The organism is Enterobacter cloacae complex sp. 2024EL-00227 (genome assembly GCF_043945315.1).
GTDB lineage: Bacteria > Pseudomonadota > Gammaproteobacteria > Enterobacterales > Enterobacteriaceae > Enterobacter > Enterobacter roggenkampii.
In genome coordinates this window covers 478,478-497,629 of the sequence record NZ_JBIMQP010000002.1, presented here as the reverse complement: position 1 = coordinate 497,629, position 19,152 = coordinate 478,478, and the positions used below count along the sequence as shown (strand labels likewise).

The following is a 19,152-nucleotide window of genomic DNA, read 5'->3' as shown; positions in this document are numbered from 1 at the left end:
GTTAATTCGAGGGTATTTAACACTACCCCTGACCATTTGGTCTTTTTTATTTACGCCGTTTCAGGCGTTTTAATTCGTCAAAGAGGAATAATCTATGCGTACGTTCAGTGGCAAACGTAGTGCGCTGGCGCTGGCTATTGCCGGTGTGACAGCAATGTCGGGCCTGGTGATTGCGCCAGAGGCAAAAGCAGCGGGTTTCATCGAAGATTCTACCCTCACGGGCGGTATTTATTACTGGCAGCGTGAGCGTGACCGTAAAGACGTCACTGAAGATAAATACAAAACCAACCTCTCGCACTCCACCTGGAACGCCAACCTGGACTTCCAGTCAGGCTACGCCGCGGATATGTTCGGTCTGGATATCGCCGCGTTCACCGCGATCGAAATGGCGGAAAACGGCGACAGCGGCCACCCGAACGAAATCGCCTTCTCCTCCAGCAACAAAGCCTATGATGAAGACTGGTCCGGGGATAAGAGCGGTATCAGCCTCTACAAAGCCGCAGCGAAATTCAAATACGGCCCGGTCTGGGCGCGTGGGGGTTATATTCAGCCAACCGGCCAGACGCTGTTAGCCCCACACTGGAGCTTTATGCCGGGTACCTATCAGGGTGCAGAAGCCGGGGCTAACTTTGACTACGGTGACGCAGGTGCGCTGAGCTTCTCCTATATGTGGACCAACGAGTACAAAGCACCGTGGCACATTGAAATGGACAAGTTCTACCAGAACGATAAGAAAACCAAAGTCGATTACCTCCACTCGCTGGGTGCGAAATACGACTTCAAAAACGATCTGGTTCTCGAAGCGGCATTCGGCCAGGCGCAAGGGTATATCGATCAATACTTTGCCAAGGCCAGCTATAAGTTTGATATTGCGGGTAGCCCGCTGAGTACCAGCTACCAGTTCTACGGTACGCGCGACAAAGTCAGTAACGGTGGCGTCAATGATATCTACGACGGCACCGCGTGGCTGCAGGCGTTAACCTTCGGCTACAAGGTCGGTCAGGTTGATTTGCGTCTGGAAGGCACATGGGTGAAAGCGGAAGGGCAGCAGGGCTACTTCCTGCAGCGTATGACCCCGACCTATGCTTCCTCCAACGGTCGTCTTGATATCTGGTGGGATAACCGCTCCGACTTCAACGCCGACGGTGAGAAAGCAGTCTTCTTCGGCGCGATGTATGACCTGAAAAACTGGAACCTGCCGGGCTGGGCCGTGGGCGCTTCTTACGCTTACGCCTGGGATGCAAAACCTGCCGACATGGCAACACCGGATGCTTACTACGATCCAAACTATCGCCTGAAAGAGTCTTCCTACAGCCTGGATGCTATCTATACCCTGCAGGATGGCCGCGCGAAAGGCACGATGTTCAAACTGCACTTCACCCAGTACGACAACCACTCCGATATCCCGAGCTACGCGGGCGGTTACGGCAACATCTTCCAGGATGAACGTGACGTGAAATTCATGGTTATCGCACCGTTCACCATCTTCTGATGAATCGTCCGGCGGGTTAGATCCCGCCGGACCGGAGACTGCAAATGATGAAAAAAATCGTAATCGTCGCGCTGTTGGCATCGGGGCTGGTGGCGTGTGCCCAGACTCAGGCACCGAAAGAGGACTCCCGCCTCAAGGAGGCCTACAGCGCCTGTATTAATACAGCGGAAGGTTCGCCGGAGAAAATTGAAGCCTGCCAGAGCGTGCTGAACGTGCTGAAGAAAGAGAAAGCGCACGAGCAGTTCGCGACGCAGGAGAATGTCCGCGTGATGGATTACCAGGCCTGTATCCAGGCACGTAAAACCGGTAACGATCAGGAAGTGGCGAAGCGTTGCGATAAGATCTGGAACGAGATACGCAATAACAATAAATAAGTTGCTTTACGCCCGGTGGCACAGTACCACCGGGCTTTTTTCTGGCAAAAAAAAGCCAACCTTACGGCTGGCTCAGAGTATGAACACTCACTTATTTTGCGTCATGCGCATGTTCATTTTCGCGGCAATCGCCTTCAGCGCAGTGACCATAAAGGTACAGGCTGTGGTTGGTCAGACGGATGCCGTGACGCGCGGCGATTTCACGCTGGCGCGCTTCGATAGAGTCATCGCTAAATTCAATGACCTTGCCACAGTCGAGGCAGATCAGGTGATCGTGGTGCTGCTGCTGGGTCAGTTCGAAGACAGATTTACCACCTTCGAAATTATGACGGGTGACAATGCCCGCGTCATCAAACTGGTTCAGCACGCGATAGACGGTAGCCAGCCCAATCTCTTCACCCATGTCGATAAGACGTTTATAAAGGTCTTCCGCACTGACATGGTGATTGTCTGGACCCTGAAGCACTTCGAGGATTTTTAACCGAGGAAGCGTAACTTTCAGGCCAGCCTTCTTTAATGCGGTATTGTTGTCAGTCATGCGGAATCTGTCCTGTTGCTAAACGATTCACTTCTGTAGGAAGTGACAGAAAATGCACCCGGGATAATGCGTCTCATTATAGAACTGCCATGGCTAAATGAAAACTGCAAGTCTCAGGCAAAATATGCTTATAAAAATGGGGTATCACCAACAAACTTGCTCGGTGGAAAACCACATTTTATCAGGGAGACATTGTACAGGTCTGGGCGAAAAAGTTAAAAGATTGTAGCAATTAATTTAATCGGTTTGACCTGGTGCGCGGGCGCAACCGCCGTTGCGCCGCGATAAAAATCAGGCGTTGAGAATATCGTCCAGGTGCAGTTCTTCACGGATCTGCTTAACCCATTTCTCGACGCGCTCTGCAGTCAGTTCTGGCTGACGGTCTTCGTCGATGGCCAGACCCACGAAATGATCGTCATCGGCCAGGCCTTTGGACGCTTCGAAGTGGTAACCGGCGGTTGGCCAGTGGCCGACGATTACAGCGCCATTCGGCTCAATGATGTCGCGGATGGTACCCAGCGCGTCACAGAAGTACTCGGCGTAGTCTTCCTGGTCGCCACAGCCAAACAGGGCAACCAGCTTACCGTTGAAGTCCACTTCTTCCAGCGTCGGGAAGAAATCATCCCAGTCGCACTGGGCTTCGCCGTAGTACCAGGTCGGAATACCCAGCAGCAGAATGTCATAGCCTTCGAGATCTTCTTTGCTGCTCTTGGCGATGTCATGCACATCAGCAACGTCTTTACCGAGCTGTTTTTGAATGTTTTTCGCGATATTTTCGGTATTGCCGGTATCACTGCCAAAGAAAATGCCGATGATTGCCATGAGTAAAATAACCTCTTGAAACTTAATAGTATGGTGGCGCAATTCGGCCACGGATAAGGGCAATAATAGCAGAACTGGCAACCCTGCGGAAACAGCTATCGCGCAGGACTGCACTCTGTGCTACATGAAAAGGGTAATTAAGGGAATTTTCAGACTTATGCCTGGCTGCGCAGCATCTCAAGCTGGGCGATCAACATCTCTTCAATGAGCTCGCTGCGGCTAATATTTCGCGCGTCGGCCAGCTCGTTAAGCGCATCGACCGCGTCGGCGTTGAGCTTCAGTTCGACACGCTTAAGCCCACGATTTTTATCGCGTTTAAGCTGATTGCGTTTATTGATACGCAGCTGTTCATCGCGCGAAAGCGGATTCGTCTTCGGTCGTCCCGGGCGACGCTCATTCGCGAACAGATCTAGTGTCGTACGGTCCGTTTGTTCTTTGGCCATGATTCTGAGACTTCGGGGGAAACACGCCGCCCTGCTAATGCCCGGGCGATAAGCGCGCCATCATACATCACCAAAAACGGCGCGCCAACGACTGGAAGCCCGCAGCCTTCCAGTCGCTCTCTTTTTAATCAATTTGCAGTATCAGCAAGATAGCGGCGAATGGCGCGCAGCACGGCGTCAGGTTTTTCCGCATGCACCCAGTGTCCGGCTCCGGCAATGACGTGGGCACGAGCCTGCGGGAATTGCGCCAGTATGGCGTCGCGGTACGCGTCGGTAACGTAAGGGGAATTGCCGCCGCGAATAAAGAGGGTAGGGTGTGGCCAGGCGGGTACGGTTTGCCAGCCCACAATATTGTTGTACTGGTTCCAGAGCACCGGCACGTTAAAACGCCATTGCCCGTCAACAAACGACTTCAGCAGGAACTGGACGACGCCTTCTTCATCAAGATGCTCACGCATGACGGCAGCCGCCTGCTGACGCGTCGCGACACCCGCTTCGGTGACCGCATTGATGGCGGCAAAAATTTCGTCGTGACGGCGGACGTCGTAATCCACGGGCGCAACATCAATCACCACCAGGCCGTTAATACGCTCCGGGGCCAGCGCCGTCAGGGCCATCACCGCTTTACCGCCCATTGAATGCCCGATGAGGGTCACCTTTTGCAAGTCGTTGGCATCCAGCGTATCCCGCAGATCCTGCGCCATCGCGGCGTAGGTCATCTCGTCGGAACGGCCGGAAAGACCATGATTGCGCATATCGACCTGAAGAATATCGTGGTCGGTAACCAGATCGCGCGCCAGCACGCCCAGGTTATCCAGGCTGCCAAAAAGCCCGTGAACCAGTACGATGGGAGAATTATTGTTCGGCGATTGTGCAGTTTGCGCTCGGGTATTCAATTTCATGGCAAAGTTCTTTTTTTACGTATGTCAGGTTAGGGTATCATGTTGACCATTCTGCCGCCCGGCTGCAAGGTTCCAGTTTAATCTGACTTTTGCCGCCAACCTGGTTTGACGCTATCCGCTGTTGGGATTTGACCTTATAATCCCAATGACTTGTATTCAGATAAGATATCGCACTGGATTAAGATGAAAACAATCGAAGTTGATGACGAACTCTATCAGTATATTGCCAGCCAGACGCGGCATATCGGGGAGAGCGCGTCCGACATTTTACGGCGCATGCTTAAAATTTCCGCCGCTTCACAGCCTGCTACCCCAGTCACCAAAGATGTCGTGTCTCAGCCAAGCGTTGTTGCACAAGCAAAACCTGCCGTGACACCGGCAAAAGATAAAGTGCGCGCGATGCGCGAGCTGCTGCTCTCCGATGAATATGCGGAGCAAAAAAAGGCGGTTAACCGCTTTATGCTGGTACTGTCTACACTTTATTCACTGGATAACAAAGCGTTTGCTGAAGCGACCGAGTCGCTGCACGGTCGTACTCGCGTCTACTTCGCGGGCGACGAGCAGACGCTGCTGCAAAATGGCAATCAAACCAAACCCAAACATGTTCCTGGCACCCCGTACTGGGTGATCACCAATACCAATACGGGCCGCAAGTGCAGCATGATTGAACATATCATGCAGTCCATGCAGTTCCCGGCGGAATTGATTGAGAAGGTTTGCGGTACAATTTAACCCTTGCATCAGAAGGACCCGGTAATGGCAAATCACAGCCGTGCAGGCCAACCTGCACAACAAAGCGATTTGATTAACGTCGCTCAGCTGACCGCGCAGTATTACGTGCTGAAGCCGGTCGTGGGCAACGCAGAACACGCAGTGAAGTTTGGTACATCTGGTCACCGCGGCAGCGCGGCGCGCCACAGCTTTAACGAACCGCACATTCTGGCCATTGCTCAGGCCATTGCGGAAGAGCGCGCTAAAAATGGCGTTACCGGTCCTTGCTACGTGGGGAAAGATACCCATGCGCTGTCTGAACCGGCCTTTATCTCCGTGCTGGAAGTTCTGACTGCGAACGGCGTTGATGTGATTGTTCAGGAGAACAACGGCTTCACCCCAACGCCTGCGGTCTCTAACGCCATCCTGGTGCACAACAAAAAAGGTGGCGCGCTGGCTGACGGTATCGTGATCACGCCATCCCACAACCCGCCGGAAGACGGCGGCATCAAATACAACCCGCCTAACGGTGGCCCGGCAGACACTAACGTCACCAAAGTGGTGGAAGATCGTGCGAACGCCCTGCTGGCTGACGGCCTGAAAGGCGTGAAGCGTATTTCTCTGGATGCGGCCATGGCGTCCGGCCACGTGACGGAGCAGGATCTGGTTCAGCCGTTCGTGGAAGGGCTGGCGGAGATCGTCGATATGGCGGCTATCCAGAAAGCCGGCCTGAAGCTGGGCGTGGATCCGCTGGGCGGCTCCGGTATTGAATACTGGAAACGTATCGCCGAGTACTACAAGCTGGATCTGACCATCGTAAACGATCACGTCGATCAGACCTTCCGCTTTATGCACCTGGACAAAGACGGCGCGATCCGCATGGACTGCTCCTCCGAGTGCGCGATGGCGGGCCTGCTGGCGCTGCGTGATAAATTCGATCTGGCGTTTGCGAACGACCCGGATTACGACCGTCACGGTATCGTCACTCCTGCCGGGCTGATGAACCCGAACCACTATCTGGCTGTTGCGATCAACTACCTGTTCCAGCACCGTCCGCAGTGGGGCAAAGAGGTGGCTGTCGGTAAAACGCTGGTGTCCTCCGCGATGATCGACCGCGTGGTCGAGGCGCTGGGCCGCAAGCTGGTGGAAGTACCTGTGGGCTTCAAATGGTTTGTTGACGGTCTGCACGACGGCAGCTTTGGCTTCGGTGGTGAAGAGAGCGCGGGGGCCTCTTTCCTGCGCTTCGACGGCACGCCGTGGTCAACCGATAAAGACGGCATCATCATGTGCCTGCTGGCGGCGGAAATCACCGCGGTCACCGGTAAAAACCCGCAGGAACATTACAACGACCTGGCAGCACGCTTTGGTGCGCCAAGCTATAACCGTATTCAGGCCAGCGCAACGTCTGCCCAGAAAGCGGCCCTGTCCAAACTCTCTCCGGAGATGGTCAGTGCAAGCACCCTGGCGGGCGATCCGATCACCGCGCGTCTGACGGCGGCACCGGGTAACGGTGCGTCTATTGGTGGTCTGAAAGTGATGACCGAAAACGGCTGGTTCGCTGCGCGTCCATCCGGTACGGAAGATGCGTATAAAATCTATTGCGAAAGCTTCCTCGGCGCTGAGCATCGTCAGCAGATTGAGAAAGAAGCGGTAGAGATTGTCAGCGAAGTGCTGAAAAACGCGTAAGTGCGGTTTGTGTGCCGGGCGGCACTGCGTTTGCCCGGCCTACAACAACGATCGTAGGCCCGGTAAGCGCTAGCGCCACCGGGCTTTTTTTCAACTGTGCTTATTCTTCAATTCAAACCGCGGCGACACCAGACCGTACAGCGTCCAGCCCATAAAGGTCACCATCGCACCATACAGCATCGCTTCCTGGCCGGAGGAATAGAGCGCATAGAAGCTGTAGATTGCGCCAATCAGCGCCACGATATTGGCCGCACGCGCCTTGCGCGGATCCACCTTCGCAACCTTCTGAATAATCACCAGCGCCGCCATCGACAGAATATACGGAATGATGTTCGTCACCACCGCCAGGTTGACCAGCACGTTGAACTGGCTGTTCAGCGACGGGCTAATGGTCATCAGCGACAATCCGCTCTGGAAGATAACAATCGCCAGCATGCCCTGCACCGGCGCATCGGCTTTGGTCACACGGGAGAAGATTTTGGGGAAGTAACCTTCATCAGCCGAAGATTTAAATACCTGTGCGATGGTGAACTGCCAGCCAAGCAGTGAACCGCAGCATGACATGACCATCAGACCCATAATCACTTTCCCGACTTCCGGCGTGAACATCTGCGCGAAGGCCAGCCCGAACGGCGCCGTGGAGTTGGCCAGATCCATGTTCGGAACGATGCCCGCGATGACGTTTGTCGAGACGATATAGATCACCGCGGCGCCCAGCGTACCGCCGAGGACCGCAATCGGCACGTTCTTTTCAGGGTTATCAACCACTTCTGCGTTGGCGCAGGCGGATTCCAGGCCCAGGAAGGCCCAGAGCGTCATGGCGATAGAAGAGCCGACTGCGCTGAAGAACGGCACATGGTGCGGGTTCCAGGAGTTGGCGTACAGGGTCGGGCTGAACCAGAACCAGCCGATGATGCACAGGCCGACAACCGGAATAATCACGCCCCAGACGGTGATGCTGGAGAGCTGTCCGGTGATACGCGCCCCGCCAAAGTTAGCCACGGTGCAGATCCACAGCACGCCGATGGTGGCCAGGCCAATCTGTACCGGGCTAAGCGTTGCGCCAAATAGCTCCGTACCGTAGCCCACGGCGGAGATGGCAATCGCCACGTTGGCGATCAGCAGTGACACCCCGTAGGTATAGTTGGCCATAAAGTTGCCCGACTTGCCAAAGGCATACTCGGCGTAGCCCCCCATGCCGCCTGACTTGCGGCTGAACATCCCGCACTTGGCAAATGCCCACGCCAGCGCCATCGAGCCGACGGCGGTCACCAGCCAGGAGATAATTGAAATGGTTCCTACTTCGGCAAGCTTGGTGGGCAGCATGATGATGCCGGAGCCCATCATGTTCACCATGGTGAGGATGGTCAGCTGCACCACGCCCATCTTATTGGACTTACTCATAATTTCTCTCCTTTCAGCAGCGCGGGCTGAGCGGCGGGTTGTTTGATGACGTTACAGCGAACCTGTTTGCGGCCCTCGCACTCTTCGACGTACACACCCTGCAGCTCCGGCGCGAAGCCCGGCAGCAGGTTGATGCCTTCTTCCAGCGCGGCGAAGTAGCGCAGCACGGAGCCGCCCCAGACCTCCCCTGGAACCACGCACAATACCCCCGGTGGATAAGGGAGGGCGCCTTCCGCGGCGATGCGGCCTTCCGCGTCGCGCAGGGAGACCAGTTCCACTTCTCCGCGCAGATAGGCGTAGTTCGCGTCCTGCGGGTTCATCATCACGCGCGGGAAGTGAGACTTGCGGAACATCTCTTTCTGCAGCTGTTTCACGTTGTGACGGGCGTACAGGTCATGCATCTCCTGGCAGATCTGGCGCAGGGTGTAATCCGCGTAACGTTCCGGATGTTGTCTGCAGATGGAAGGCAGCACCTCTTTTAATGGAGCATCGCTCTCGAGCAGTTTTTCGAAACGCACCAGCTGCGCCACCAGCTGCTGCAGCTTGCCCATATCTTCCGCAGGCGTGAGCAGGAACAGGATCGAGTTGAGATCGCATTTCTCCGGCACGATGCCGTTTTCACGCAGGAAGTTGGCGAGGATGGTGGCAGGCACGCCGAAGCCGTCATACTCCCCGGTGCGGGCGTTAATGCCCGGCGTGGTCAGCAGGAGCTTGCACGGGTCGATAAAATACTGATGCTCGGCGTAGCCTTCAAAAGCGTGCCAGTTTTCACCCGGTACGAAGTGGAAGAAGCGCAGATCGGTCGCAATCTCCGCCGTGTCCCAGCTTTCCCACGGACGGCCATCCACCGTCTCCGGCACGAAGGGGCGCAGATACTGGCAGTTCTCCAGGATTAATTTTCGCGCCTCAATCCCGTTCACCACGCAGTCCATCCACATGTTGCGGCCGCTCTGGCCTTCATGCATACGGGCGTTGATGTCCAGCGCGGCAAACAGCGGATAAAACGGGCTGGTGGAGGCGTGCATCATAAAGGCATTATTCAGCCGCTTATGCGGGACATAGCGCTGCTGACCTTTGATGTGGCTGTCTTTCTTGTGAATTTGCGAGGTCTGGGAGAAGCCGGCCTGCTGTTTATGCACCGACTGGGTAACCAAAATCCCCGGGTCGTTTTCGTTCAGCTCCAGCAGCAGCGGCGAGCAGTCGGCCATCATTGGAATAAACTGCTCGTAACCCACCCAGGCCGAGTCAAACAGGATGTAATCACACAGGTGCCCAATCTTATCCACCACCTGGCGGGCGTTGTAGATGGTTCCATCGTAGGTGCCCAGCTGGATCACCGCCAGACGGAACGGACGCGCATCGCGTGCACGGCCGGGTGCGACTTCTGCCACCAGCTCGCGAAGATAGCTTTCTTCAAAACAGTGGGCGTCAATGCCGCCGATAAAGCCGTACGGGTTGCGCGCGGTTTCCAGATAGACCGGCGTTGCGCCTGCCTGGAGGAGGGCACCGTGATGGTTGGATTTGTGGTTATTACGGTCGAACAGCACCAGGTCGCCCGGGGTGAGCAGGGCGTTCAGCACCACTTTGTTGGATGACGAGGTACCGTTGAGCACGAAATAGGTCTTATCGGCATTAAAGACCTTCGCCGCATGCTGCTGTGCGATGCACGGCGCGCCCTCGTGGATCAGCAGATCGCCCATTGCCACGTCGGCGTTGCACAGATCGGCGCGGAAAAGCGTCTCGCCAAAGAAATCAACGAACTGATTACCGGCAGGATGGCGGCGGAAGAACTGGCCGCCCTGATGCCCCGGGCAGTCAAACGCGCTGTTGCCCTGTTTTACATAGTCGACAAGGGCGCGGAAAAACGGCGGGCGCAGCTGGGTTTCATACTTCAGGGCAGCCGCCTCCAGCTGGCGTCCATAAAAGTCGTTGCTGGTGTCTGAATACTCAAATACGCCATGAATGCGCGATAAATAATCTGCCGGAATGAATTCTTCTTTATGCGTCGCGACAAAAACAGGAATGCCAAATCCGGTGGCTTCTATTTCTTCCAGTATGCCGTCGGTAATATCACTGACCGCCAGCACAATAGCGGCAACGTCGATATAATCCGAGGCCCGGACATCCACCAGTTCACGCTGGGTGGTAAAGCAATCCGGACAGGCGCGGCTGGCTGCGATTTTTAAACTTTTCATCTTTCTCTCTTTATTTTAGGTAATAAGCGTCCCTCGATTTCTTGCAAAAAAGAAATCGATAATTTTCCGGAAAAAAAGCAAAGGGTGGCCGCTGATTAAAATCAGTACATTGCTTTTTGATGATTGAAATTCAGTCCGCCCGGTGCGGATGGGTCTGAATCAAAATGAATGAGCGCACGCGTTCACAGGCAATGGCCTCTAAAATAAGATGTTTCAGGGTAACCTGTAAGCGAATGCGCCAGAAGTCGAAGGACTACCGGGCATTAAAGAGATGAAAGTCAAAGCAGTTTCGGTGGGCAAACATCATGATATGTGTTGTCCGCCTTATATGGGGCATTAAACGATTGTTGTTTTCCATGATTTATTTTCCTTTCAGTAATTGAAAGCACGGTCATTTTATCCAGGAAAACGCGATTAACTGTGAAGGAGATCACCGTTAACCGATCATTTTAGAAATAAATAGTCGTTTTTGATGAATATCGCAGATCAAAATTCTGATTTGTTGATATCGGGTTAACAGAATGTATTGCAAATGTTTTGAATGGGCATAAATAACCCAAAAAATATCGAGTGGATTATTTATGAAATATTTTCTGAGAGGTTTTTATTTTATTTAAAAATAAACTGAATAGTTATTCAGAGCATAAACCGATAACCGATACCGGTTTCAGTTAATAAATGGCGAGGGCGAGCGGGGTCGACTTCGAGTTTCTGACGAAGGTGCCCCATATATATGCGTAAATAGTGACTATGTTCCACGGCGTTGGGCCCCCACACCTGACTTAACAGCTGGCGCTGGGTGAGAACCTTGCCGTGATTGTTGAGCAGCACGGCGAGCAGGCGAAATTCGATGGGCGTGAGGTGAATTTCCTCTTCGCCGCGCACAATGCGCCGCGCGGCCAGGTCAACCCGGATATCCCCAAACGTGTAGGTTGGATCGGCAGGCGTGGTGGCGCTGTGGCGACGCAGCGCCACGCGCAGGCGAGCCTGTAGCTCGCCGATGCCAAACGGTTTAATCAGGTAGTCATCCGCCCCGGCATCCAGCGCGGCGATTTTATCCGTCTCTTCAGTACGGGCGGAGAGCACGAGGATCGGCATCTGGCTCCACTGACGGACTTCACGAATAAAATCGATGCCGTCACCGTCCGGGAGACCCAGATCGAGGATCACCAGGTCCGGCTTGCGGGTGGCGGCTTCAATTAACCCCCGCTGAAGCGTACCTGCATCATGGACGCGCAGACCGTCTCCTTCCAGCGCAGCGCGCAGAAAACGGCTAATGGCGATCTCATCTTCAACAATCAGAACGTTGATCACAAATCCTCTGGTAATTCATTAAGTTCTGGCGGGGTTTCCAGAGGAAGTGTAACACAAAAACGCGCACCGCCTTCCGGACGATTCTCCGCGGAAATGGAGCCGCCATGCACGTCAATGATCGCCTGGCAAATGGCCAGCCCCAGCCCCACGCCCGGAATGGCCGACTCCTTATTGCCGCGCGCGAATTTCTCGAAAATAGCCAACTCCTGCCCGGCAGGAATGCCCGGGCCGGTATCCCAGACGTTAAGGCGAAGCGCGCCGTCGTCCACCGTTGCATCCACCCCAATCTGCGCGCTGGCGCCCGCATATTTGGCGGCATTTTCCAACAGGTTGATCAGCACCCGTTCAAACAGCGGACCATCAACGTGAATTAAGGTCAGGGGTTCGGGCATGTTCAGCGCAATATGTCGCCCGCCCAGGCCGGGCTCGAGCATTTTCAGCGCGCTGCCCACCACCTCTTCAAGCGTGAGCCACTCTTTTTTGAGGTTAAAACCGCCCGACTGGATACGCGCCATGTCGAGCAGGTTATTCACCAGGCGCGTGGTATTCAGCACGTGCTGGCGGATCTCGCTGGCCTGAAGGGCATGCTTCGAGCCTTCCGCCGCCAGGTCCAGCGTCAGAATTTCTGACTGACCAAACAGGACGGTGAGCGGGGTACGCAGATCGTGAGACAGCGCCGCCAGCAGCGAGTTACGAATGCTTTCACGCTCGCTTGCCAGCCGGGCCTGTTCCTCGCTGGCGGTGAGGGCCAGTCGTTCCAGCGCGCTGGCAACCAGCAGCGTAAACGTCTCCAGTAAACGCTGCTGTTCGGGGATCATCAGCTGGCGCAGGTTGGAAGGCTCCACGATGACCAGCCCCTGATTTTTATCGGCGCTGCGCAGGGGCAGAATTTGGTAGGGCACGCCGGGGAGGGTGTCGGTCCCTGCGCCCGCCGGTAAGCCTTTGTCAAAGCTCCAGCGCGCGATGGCTTCGTCCCAGGGCGTCATGCCTGTGGCGGAGGTCAGCGGGCGCAGCTTGCCGTGTTCGTCCGGGAGTAAAATCAGGTTGCTGGCATGAAACGTCGAGCGGATAAACTGCTCGCTGGTCTGCACGATATCCAGCGGCGTGCGGCCCACCGCCAGCGATTTCGACATCTCATAGAGATGGCGCGTGCGCTGTTCGCGATAGCGGGCGATGCGCGCCTGATAGCGCACGCCCGCCGTCAGATTGCCGATCACCAGCCCGACGGTGAGCATGACGGCAAAGGTGAGGATGTACTGTACGTCCGAGACGGCCAGCGTCCCGCGGGGGGCAATAAAGAACAGATCGAAGCTGATGACGTTGATCACCGTCGCCAGGACCGACGGCCAGCGCCCGTAGAAGAGCGCCACCACCACCACGCCCAAAAGGTAGATCATCACCAGGTTGGCGGCATCAAACGCAATCAGCCACTGGCTGGCAATCACGGTAATCAGGGCGCAGAGCACGACGGCGACAAGACAGCCGCGAAGCTGAATACGCCATTTATCGCTGAAGGTACGGCTGTCCGGCGCGCGATTGGGTAAGGGGGTAGGTTTGTCGTCCAGCGCCACGATCACCAGATCCAGATCCGGCGCGCGACGGGCCAGCTTGTCGGCAAAGGATTCTCGGCTAAACCAGCGCCGATGCTGACGACGGCCAATGACGATTTTCCCCAGGTTATGCTCGCGCGCGTAGCGCAGAATGGCTTTATCTTCCTGCGGATCGGAAAGGGTGGCGGTTTCCGCGCCCAGCTCCTGCGCCAGGCGCAGCGAACTCAGGATCGCACGACGCTGGTTTTCGGGCAGCGCGTGCAGCTGCGGCGTTTCAACATACACCGCATGCCAGACGCTGCCAAATTTGGCCGCCAGGCGCGCGGCGGTGCGGACAAGCTTTTCATTGCCGCTGCCGTGGCCCACGCACAGCAGGATGGCATCCCGCGTGTGCCAGACGCGTTCCTGGCCCTGCAGGTCGCGCCAGGCGCGCATCTGATCGTCCACCCGGTCGGCGGTTCGGCGCAGGGCCAGCTCGCGCAGGGCAATCAGGTTGCCTTTACGGAAGAAATGTTCGATGGCGCGCTCGGCCTGGCCGGCGATATAGACTTTGCCTTCGTGCAGGCGCTGGCGCAAATCATCGGGCGGCAGGTCGACCAGCACCACTTCATCCGCGGAATCGAAGAAGGGATCGGGCACCGTCTCGCGTACCTGAATGCCGGTCACGCCGCTGACCACGTCGTTCAGGCTTTCGAGATGCTGAACGTTAACCGTGGTGAACACATCGATACCGGCTTCAAGTAATTCTTCAACGTCCTGCCAGCGTTTGGGGTGGCGCGAGCCTGGCGCATTGCTGTGCGCCAGCTCGTCCATCAGGATTAGCGCGGGGCGGCGGGCGAGGGCGGCATCGAGATCGAATTCGGTGACTAACCGACCGCGGTGGCTGATGCGGCGAGGCGGCTGGGTAGCCAGCCCCTTCAGCAGTGATGCCGTCTCTTTGCGTCCGTGGGTTTCAACCACGCCGATCAGAATATCGAGCCCCTGCGCCCGAAGCCGCTGGGCTTCCGTCAGCATGGCGAAGGTTTTCCCGACGCCCGCGCAGGCGCCAAAGAAAATTTTCAGTTTGCCGCGATGGGCTTCAGCCGTCTGTTCAAGCAGCCTGTCCGGATCCGGGCGCATGGGCTCGTCGGTCATTTAGTTTTTCCTTAGCGCGTCCAGCGCCAGATTCAGCTCAACAATATTTACCACGGGCGTGCCGATGAAGCTGACCAGCGGCTTTTGCGTGTGCTCTGCCACAAGCCTGCTCACCTGTTCGTCGGTCAGCTGACGGGCAGCGGCGACGCGCGGGATCTGCCAGGCCACCGCTGCCGGCGTCAGGCTGTAGTCCAGCCCGCTGGCCGAGGCGGTTACCAGCTCCACGGGAACGTCACGGCTGGCCTGCGGATTCGCGGCGCGCAGGGCTGTTACGCGCTCAGCGACGGCTTTGTCCAGCTCGGGGTTGCTGCCCGCCAGGTTGCTGCCGCCGGATGCCATCGGATTATACGGGCTTTCGGCAGTGGCGGAAGGGCGTCCCTGGAAGTAGCGGGCATCCGTAAAGGTCTGACCAATCAGGCGAGAGCCGCGGTTTTCACCATTTTGCAGTATCAGCGAGCCGTTAGCCTGATCCTTAAACCACCACTGGCCCAGCGCGGTGGTCACCAGCGGGTACAGCCCGCCGGTAATGAGAGACAGCAGAATAAACAGAAGTATAGCGGGGCGTAACATGGTCATTTGATTCACCTTTTAAACCAGGCCGAACAGCGTCAACAGCAGGTCGATAACCTTGATACCGACGAAGGGCACCACCAGCCCGCCCAGGCCGTAAATCCACAGGTTGCGGCGCAGCATGGCGGCCGCCGTGAGCGGCTTATAGCTCACGCCCTTCAGCGCCAGCGGGATCAGGAAGACAATAATCAGGGCGTTAAAAATCACTGCGCTCAGAATGGCCGAGGCCGGAGAGTGCAGGTGCATCACGTTCAGGGCGTTTAATTGCGGATAGGTCGCAGCAAACGCGGCCGGAATGATGGCGAAATACTTCGCCACGTCGTTGGCGATACTGAACGTGGTCAGCGAACCGCGCGTCATCAGCATCTGTTTGCCGATGTGCACCACTTCAATCAGCTTGGTCGGGTTAGAGTCGAGGTCGACCATGTTGCCCGCCTCTTTTGCGGCCTGGGTACCGGAGTTCATCGCCACCGCCACGTCGGCCTGCGCGAGGGCAGGAGCATCGTTGGTCCCGTCACCGGTCATTGCCACCAGACGGCCTTCCGCCTGATACTGACGAATCAGTGCCAGCTTGGCTTCCGGTGTGGCTTCGGAAAGGAAATCATCCACGCCCGCTTCGGCAGCAATCGCCGCGGCGGTAAGACGGTTATCCCCGGTGATCATCACCGTTTTGATCCCCATTTTACGCAGCTGGGCAAAGCGCTCTTTGATGCCGCCTTTGACGATGTCCTTCAGGGCAATGACCCCGAGCACGCGCGCGCCTTCGGCCACCACCAGCGGCGTCGCCCCCTGACGGGCCACGCTTTCGACCAGGCTGTCCACTTCCGGCGGGAAATGACCGTTGTTGGCCTCAATGTGGCGGCGAATCGCGTCAACCGAGCCTTTACGGATCATGCGATCCTGAATGTTAATTCCGCTCATGCGGGTTTGCGCCGTGAAGGGCACGAAGGTGGCGTGCAGGCTCTGAACGTCGCGCTGGCGCAGGTTAAAGCGCTGCTTGGCGAGGATCACGATACTGCGGCCTTCCGGGGTTTCATCGGCAAGGGATGAGAGCTGCGCGGCATCCGCCAGCGTTTTTTCATCCACGCCCGGGGCGGGTAAGAAATCCGACGCCTGACGGTTGCCGAGGGTAATGGTCCCGGTTTTATCCAGCAGCAAGACATCCACGTCACCGGCGGCTTCCACCGCACGCCCGCTGGTGGCGATGACGTTGGCACCGAGCATACGGCTCATGCCGGCCACGCCGATGGCCGACAGCAGGCCGCCGATGGTGGTGGGGATCAGACAAACCAGCAGCGCCACCAGCACCGTGACGGTGACCGCGGTACCGCCATAGGCGGAGAACGGCCACAGCGTCGCGGTTGCCAGCAGGAAGACAATGGTCAGGGCCACCAGCAGGATGGTCAGGGCAATCTCGTTTGGCGTTTTACGGCGCTGTGCGCCTTCTACCATGGCGATCATCCGGTCGAGGAAGGTTTCACCCGGGTTAACGCTGCACTGGATCACCAGCCAGTCGGAGAGAATGCGCGTCCCGCCCGTCACGGAGGCGAAATCGCCGCCGGACTCACGGATCACCGGCGCGGATTCGCCGGTAATAGCGCTCTCATCCACCGATGCGCCCCCTTCAATAACTTCGCCGTCGCAAGGGATGATGTCACCGGCTTCCACCAGCACCACATCGCCTTTACGCAGTTCATCTGCCGGAACGTGGTCCATCTGCGCGCCGTACTTCGGCTCACGTAGCTTGCGTGCGAAGGCGGTCTTTTTCACCCCTTTCAGGCTGTTGGCCTGGGCTTTGCTCCGGCCTTCCGCCAGCGCTTCTGCAAAGTTGGCGAACAGCACGGTAAACCACAGCCACAGGCTGATGGCGCCGGTAAACATCGCATTTCCCGGCATATGGCCCGTTCCCATGGCAATCGCCAGGGCGGTGGTCAGGACGCTTCCCGCCCAGACGATAAACATCACCGGGTTGTGCCACTGCACGCGCGGGCTCAGCTTTTTCACCGCATCCATGAGCGCCTGGCGAACTAATGACGGTTCGAACAGGGCCAGTTGTTTACGACTCATGACAATTTCTCCGCAAAATCAGCGTAAAGAGAGGTATTCCGCGACCGGGCCTAACGCGAGGGCGGGGATAAAGGTCAGGGCGCCGACCAGCAACACGGTGCCCGTCAGCAGGCCGATAAACAGCGCGCCGTGGGTCGGTAACGTTCCGGTGGTGGTCGGTTGGATTTTTTTGTTCACCAGCGATCCGGCTATCGCCATAACCGGCACAATGATCCCGAAGCGGCCCACAAACATGCAGAACGCCAGCAGACAGTTCCAGAACGGAGAGTTGGCGCTTAAGCCTGCAAAGGCGCTGCCGTTGTTGTTGGCGGCAGAGGAGACGGCATACAGCACTTCGCTAAAGCCGTGAATGCCGGGGTTAAAGATGCCGCTGCGTCCAGCCTCGGTCATCAACGCCAGCGCGGTGCCGAGCAGCACGAGAGCCGGGGTGACCAGAATCGCCAGTGCGGTTAACTTCATCTCGCGAACGTCGATCTTTTTACCCAGATACTCCGGGGTGCGGCCAATCATCAGACCGGCAATAAACACCGCCAGCAGCACGAACAGCAGCATGCCGTAAAGACCGGAGCCCACGCCGCCAAACACCACCTCACCAATCTGCATCAGCCACATCGGGATCATGCCGCCCAGTGCCGTAAAGGAATCATGCATGGCATTGACGGCCCCGCACGACGCTGCCGTGGTGATCACCGCATACAGGCTGCTGGCGAGAATGCCAAAGCGGCTCTCTTTACCTTCCATGTTGATTGCGCTATCTGCACCCAGTGAGAGGAAGTGCGGATTACCCTGCCATTCGGCCCACATCACCAGCGCAACACAGACCACAAAGATCAGCGACATGGTCCAGAGCAGGGTACGCCCCTGACGGCGATCGTTGACCACGTCGCCAAAGGCAAAGCAGAGCGCGGCGGGGATCAGGAAAATCGCCAGCATCTGCACAAAATTGGTCAGGGCGGTCGGGTTTTCAAACGGATGCGAGGAGTTGGCGTTGAAGAAGCCGCCGCCGTTCGTTCCGAGCATTTTGATGGCTTCCTGCGACGCCACTGGCCCCATCGGCAGGAGCTGTTTTGCGCCTTCCAGCGAGGTATAAGGTGCGTAAGGCAGCAGGTTTTGCAGGCTGCCCTGCTGAATGAAGAACAGCGCGATCAGCAGCGCAATCGGCAGCAGGATCCACAGGGTAATGCGCGTCAGATCCACCCACGCGTTACCCAGCGTGCTCACTTTCTGGCGCGCAAACGCACGCGTTAGCGCGAAGATCACCGCAATACCGCTCGCGGCAGAGAGGAAGTTCTGCACGGTTAACCCGACCATCTGGCTGAAGTAGCTGAGCGTGGTTTCACCGGCATAGGACTGCCAGTTGGTGTTGGTGACAAAACTGACCGCCGTGTTTAGCGCGAGATGCCAGGACAGGCCCGGTAACTGCTGCGGATTCAAAGGCAGGACACCCTGCAACATCAGCATGGCAAAAAGCGCAATGAGTCCGACAATGTTCAGCAGCAGAATGGCGATCAGATAGTCACGCCAGTTCATCTCCCGATCGTCTATACCCAGTACGCGCCAGATCCCTTTTTCAACGCTTCCCGTGCCGGGCAGGGGAACGTTATTGATCAGCCGTGCCAGCCCCGAGCCCAGTGGCCTTGCCAGGACGAACAACACCACTAAGAAACTGGCAATAAGCAAAAACGCCTGAGCAGCCATCAGAATGCCTCCGCATTAATCAGGGCATAAACCAGATAACCCAATAACAGGAACACCAGCACGATGCCGGCAATAAGACCTGCACTCACAATCCACCTCCGGGTGACTTTTGTTGTTGTGCTAACGGTAGGATTTATGGCGCAAAGATTTCGCAAAAATGAGAAGGGCGGGTGTAAAAAAAGTATAAAAATGGCAAAGCCCACAATTTAACTATTGATAAGTAAATCGTTAACTTTTTTGTAACTTAATTAC

17 protein-coding genes are annotated in these 19,152 nt (G+C 56.7%); 4 read left to right on the top strand and 13 right to left on the bottom strand.

Annotated features, from left to right (window positions below):
* The first annotated feature begins 94 nt into the window (after window positions 1-94).
* Together chiP and chiQ are read left to right on the top strand one after the other, a co-directional pair.
* On the top strand, window positions 95-1,492 hold the full coding sequence (chiP, locus tag ACHH0Z_RS05325; protein WP_023293022.1) for a chitoporin: 1,398 nt from the start codon (window positions 95-97) through the stop codon (window positions 1,490-1,492).
* Window positions 1,493-1,539: 47 nt separating this feature from the next.
* Complete coding sequence (chiQ, locus tag ACHH0Z_RS05320; protein ID WP_025912725.1) at window positions 1,540-1,866, top strand: ChiQ/YbfN family lipoprotein; 327 nt, start codon at window positions 1,540-1,542, stop codon at window positions 1,864-1,866.
* Window positions 1,867-1,957: 91 nt separating this feature from the next.
* Here the strand turns inward: chiQ and fur are convergent, their stop codons facing one another.
* From fur to ybfF, 4 genes are all read right to left on the bottom strand, one after another.
* Window positions 1,958-2,404, bottom strand: a complete 447-nt coding sequence (gene fur / locus ACHH0Z_RS05315) for a ferric iron uptake transcriptional regulator (RefSeq protein ID WP_008501066.1) — start codon at window positions 2,402-2,404, stop codon at window positions 1,958-1,960.
* A 291-nt stretch (window positions 2,405-2,695) separates the two neighbouring features.
* Complete coding sequence (fldA, locus tag ACHH0Z_RS05310) at window positions 2,696-3,226, bottom strand: flavodoxin FldA (RefSeq protein WP_008501067.1); 531 nt, start codon at window positions 3,224-3,226, stop codon at window positions 2,696-2,698.
* A 155-nt stretch (window positions 3,227-3,381) separates the two neighbouring features.
* Entirely contained in the window at window positions 3,382-3,669 is a 288-nt protein-coding gene (ybfE, locus tag ACHH0Z_RS05305; RefSeq protein ID WP_008501068.1) for a LexA regulated protein, read from the bottom strand.
* A 128-nt stretch (window positions 3,670-3,797) separates the two neighbouring features.
* Window positions 3,798-4,571, bottom strand: coding sequence for an esterase (ybfF, locus tag ACHH0Z_RS05300; protein ID WP_045407790.1), 774 nt, complete (start codon window positions 4,569-4,571; stop codon window positions 3,798-3,800).
* A gap of 183 nt (window positions 4,572-4,754) precedes the next feature.
* Between ybfF and seqA the strand changes: the two genes are divergently transcribed.
* Window positions 4,755-5,303, top strand: coding sequence for a replication initiation negative regulator SeqA (seqA, locus tag ACHH0Z_RS05295; protein WP_008501070.1), 549 nt, complete (start codon window positions 4,755-4,757; stop codon window positions 5,301-5,303).
* A gap of 24 nt (window positions 5,304-5,327) precedes the next feature.
* Complete coding sequence (gene pgm, locus ACHH0Z_RS05290) at window positions 5,328-6,968, top strand: phosphoglucomutase (alpha-D-glucose-1,6-bisphosphate-dependent) (RefSeq protein WP_045407788.1); 1,641 nt, start codon at window positions 5,328-5,330, stop codon at window positions 6,966-6,968.
* Window positions 6,969-7,058: 90 nt separating this feature from the next.
* Here pgm and potE read toward each other — a convergent pair whose 3' ends face one another.
* From potE to kdpF, 9 genes are all read right to left on the bottom strand, one after another.
* On the bottom strand, window positions 7,059-8,372 hold the full coding sequence (gene potE / locus ACHH0Z_RS05285; RefSeq protein WP_008501072.1) for a putrescine-ornithine antiporter: 1,314 nt from the start codon (window positions 8,370-8,372) through the stop codon (window positions 7,059-7,061).
* Entirely contained in the window at window positions 8,369-10,567 is a 2,199-nt protein-coding gene (speF, locus tag ACHH0Z_RS05280; protein ID WP_032674369.1) for an ornithine decarboxylase SpeF, read from the bottom strand. Before speF ends, potE begins: the two co-directional genes overlap by 4 nt.
* 253 nt (window positions 10,568-10,820) lie before the next feature.
* Window positions 10,821-10,925 (bottom strand): leader peptide SpeFL, encoded by a 105-nt coding sequence (speFL, locus tag ACHH0Z_RS05275; RefSeq protein WP_003858645.1) that lies wholly within the window; start codon window positions 10,923-10,925, stop codon window positions 10,821-10,823.
* A gap of 278 nt (window positions 10,926-11,203) precedes the next feature.
* Window positions 11,204-11,881 (bottom strand): two-component system response regulator KdpE, encoded by a 678-nt coding sequence (kdpE, locus tag ACHH0Z_RS05270; RefSeq protein WP_008501074.1) that lies wholly within the window; start codon window positions 11,879-11,881, stop codon window positions 11,204-11,206.
* Window positions 11,878-14,565, bottom strand: a complete 2,688-nt coding sequence (gene kdpD, locus ACHH0Z_RS05265; protein WP_008501075.1) for a two-component system sensor histidine kinase KdpD — start codon at window positions 14,563-14,565, stop codon at window positions 11,878-11,880. The genes kdpE and kdpD overlap by 4 nt, the downstream gene beginning before the upstream one ends.
* Window positions 14,566-15,141, bottom strand: coding sequence for a potassium-transporting ATPase subunit KdpC (gene kdpC, locus ACHH0Z_RS05260; protein ID WP_045407786.1), 576 nt, complete (start codon window positions 15,139-15,141; stop codon window positions 14,566-14,568).
* 12 nt (window positions 15,142-15,153) lie between these two features.
* A complete protein-coding gene (gene kdpB / locus ACHH0Z_RS05255; protein WP_008501077.1) occupies window positions 15,154-17,202 on the bottom strand; it encodes a potassium-transporting ATPase subunit KdpB in 2,049 nt (682 codons plus the stop codon).
* 18 nt (window positions 17,203-17,220) lie between these two features.
* Entirely contained in the window at window positions 17,221-18,900 is a 1,680-nt protein-coding gene (gene kdpA, locus ACHH0Z_RS05250) for a potassium-transporting ATPase subunit KdpA (RefSeq protein WP_045407784.1), read from the bottom strand.
* Window positions 18,900-18,989 (bottom strand): K(+)-transporting ATPase subunit F, encoded by a 90-nt coding sequence (gene kdpF, locus ACHH0Z_RS05245; RefSeq protein ID WP_014069365.1) that lies wholly within the window; start codon window positions 18,987-18,989, stop codon window positions 18,900-18,902. Before kdpF ends, kdpA begins: the two co-directional genes overlap by 1 nt.
* Window positions 18,990-19,152 lie beyond the last annotated feature (163 nt).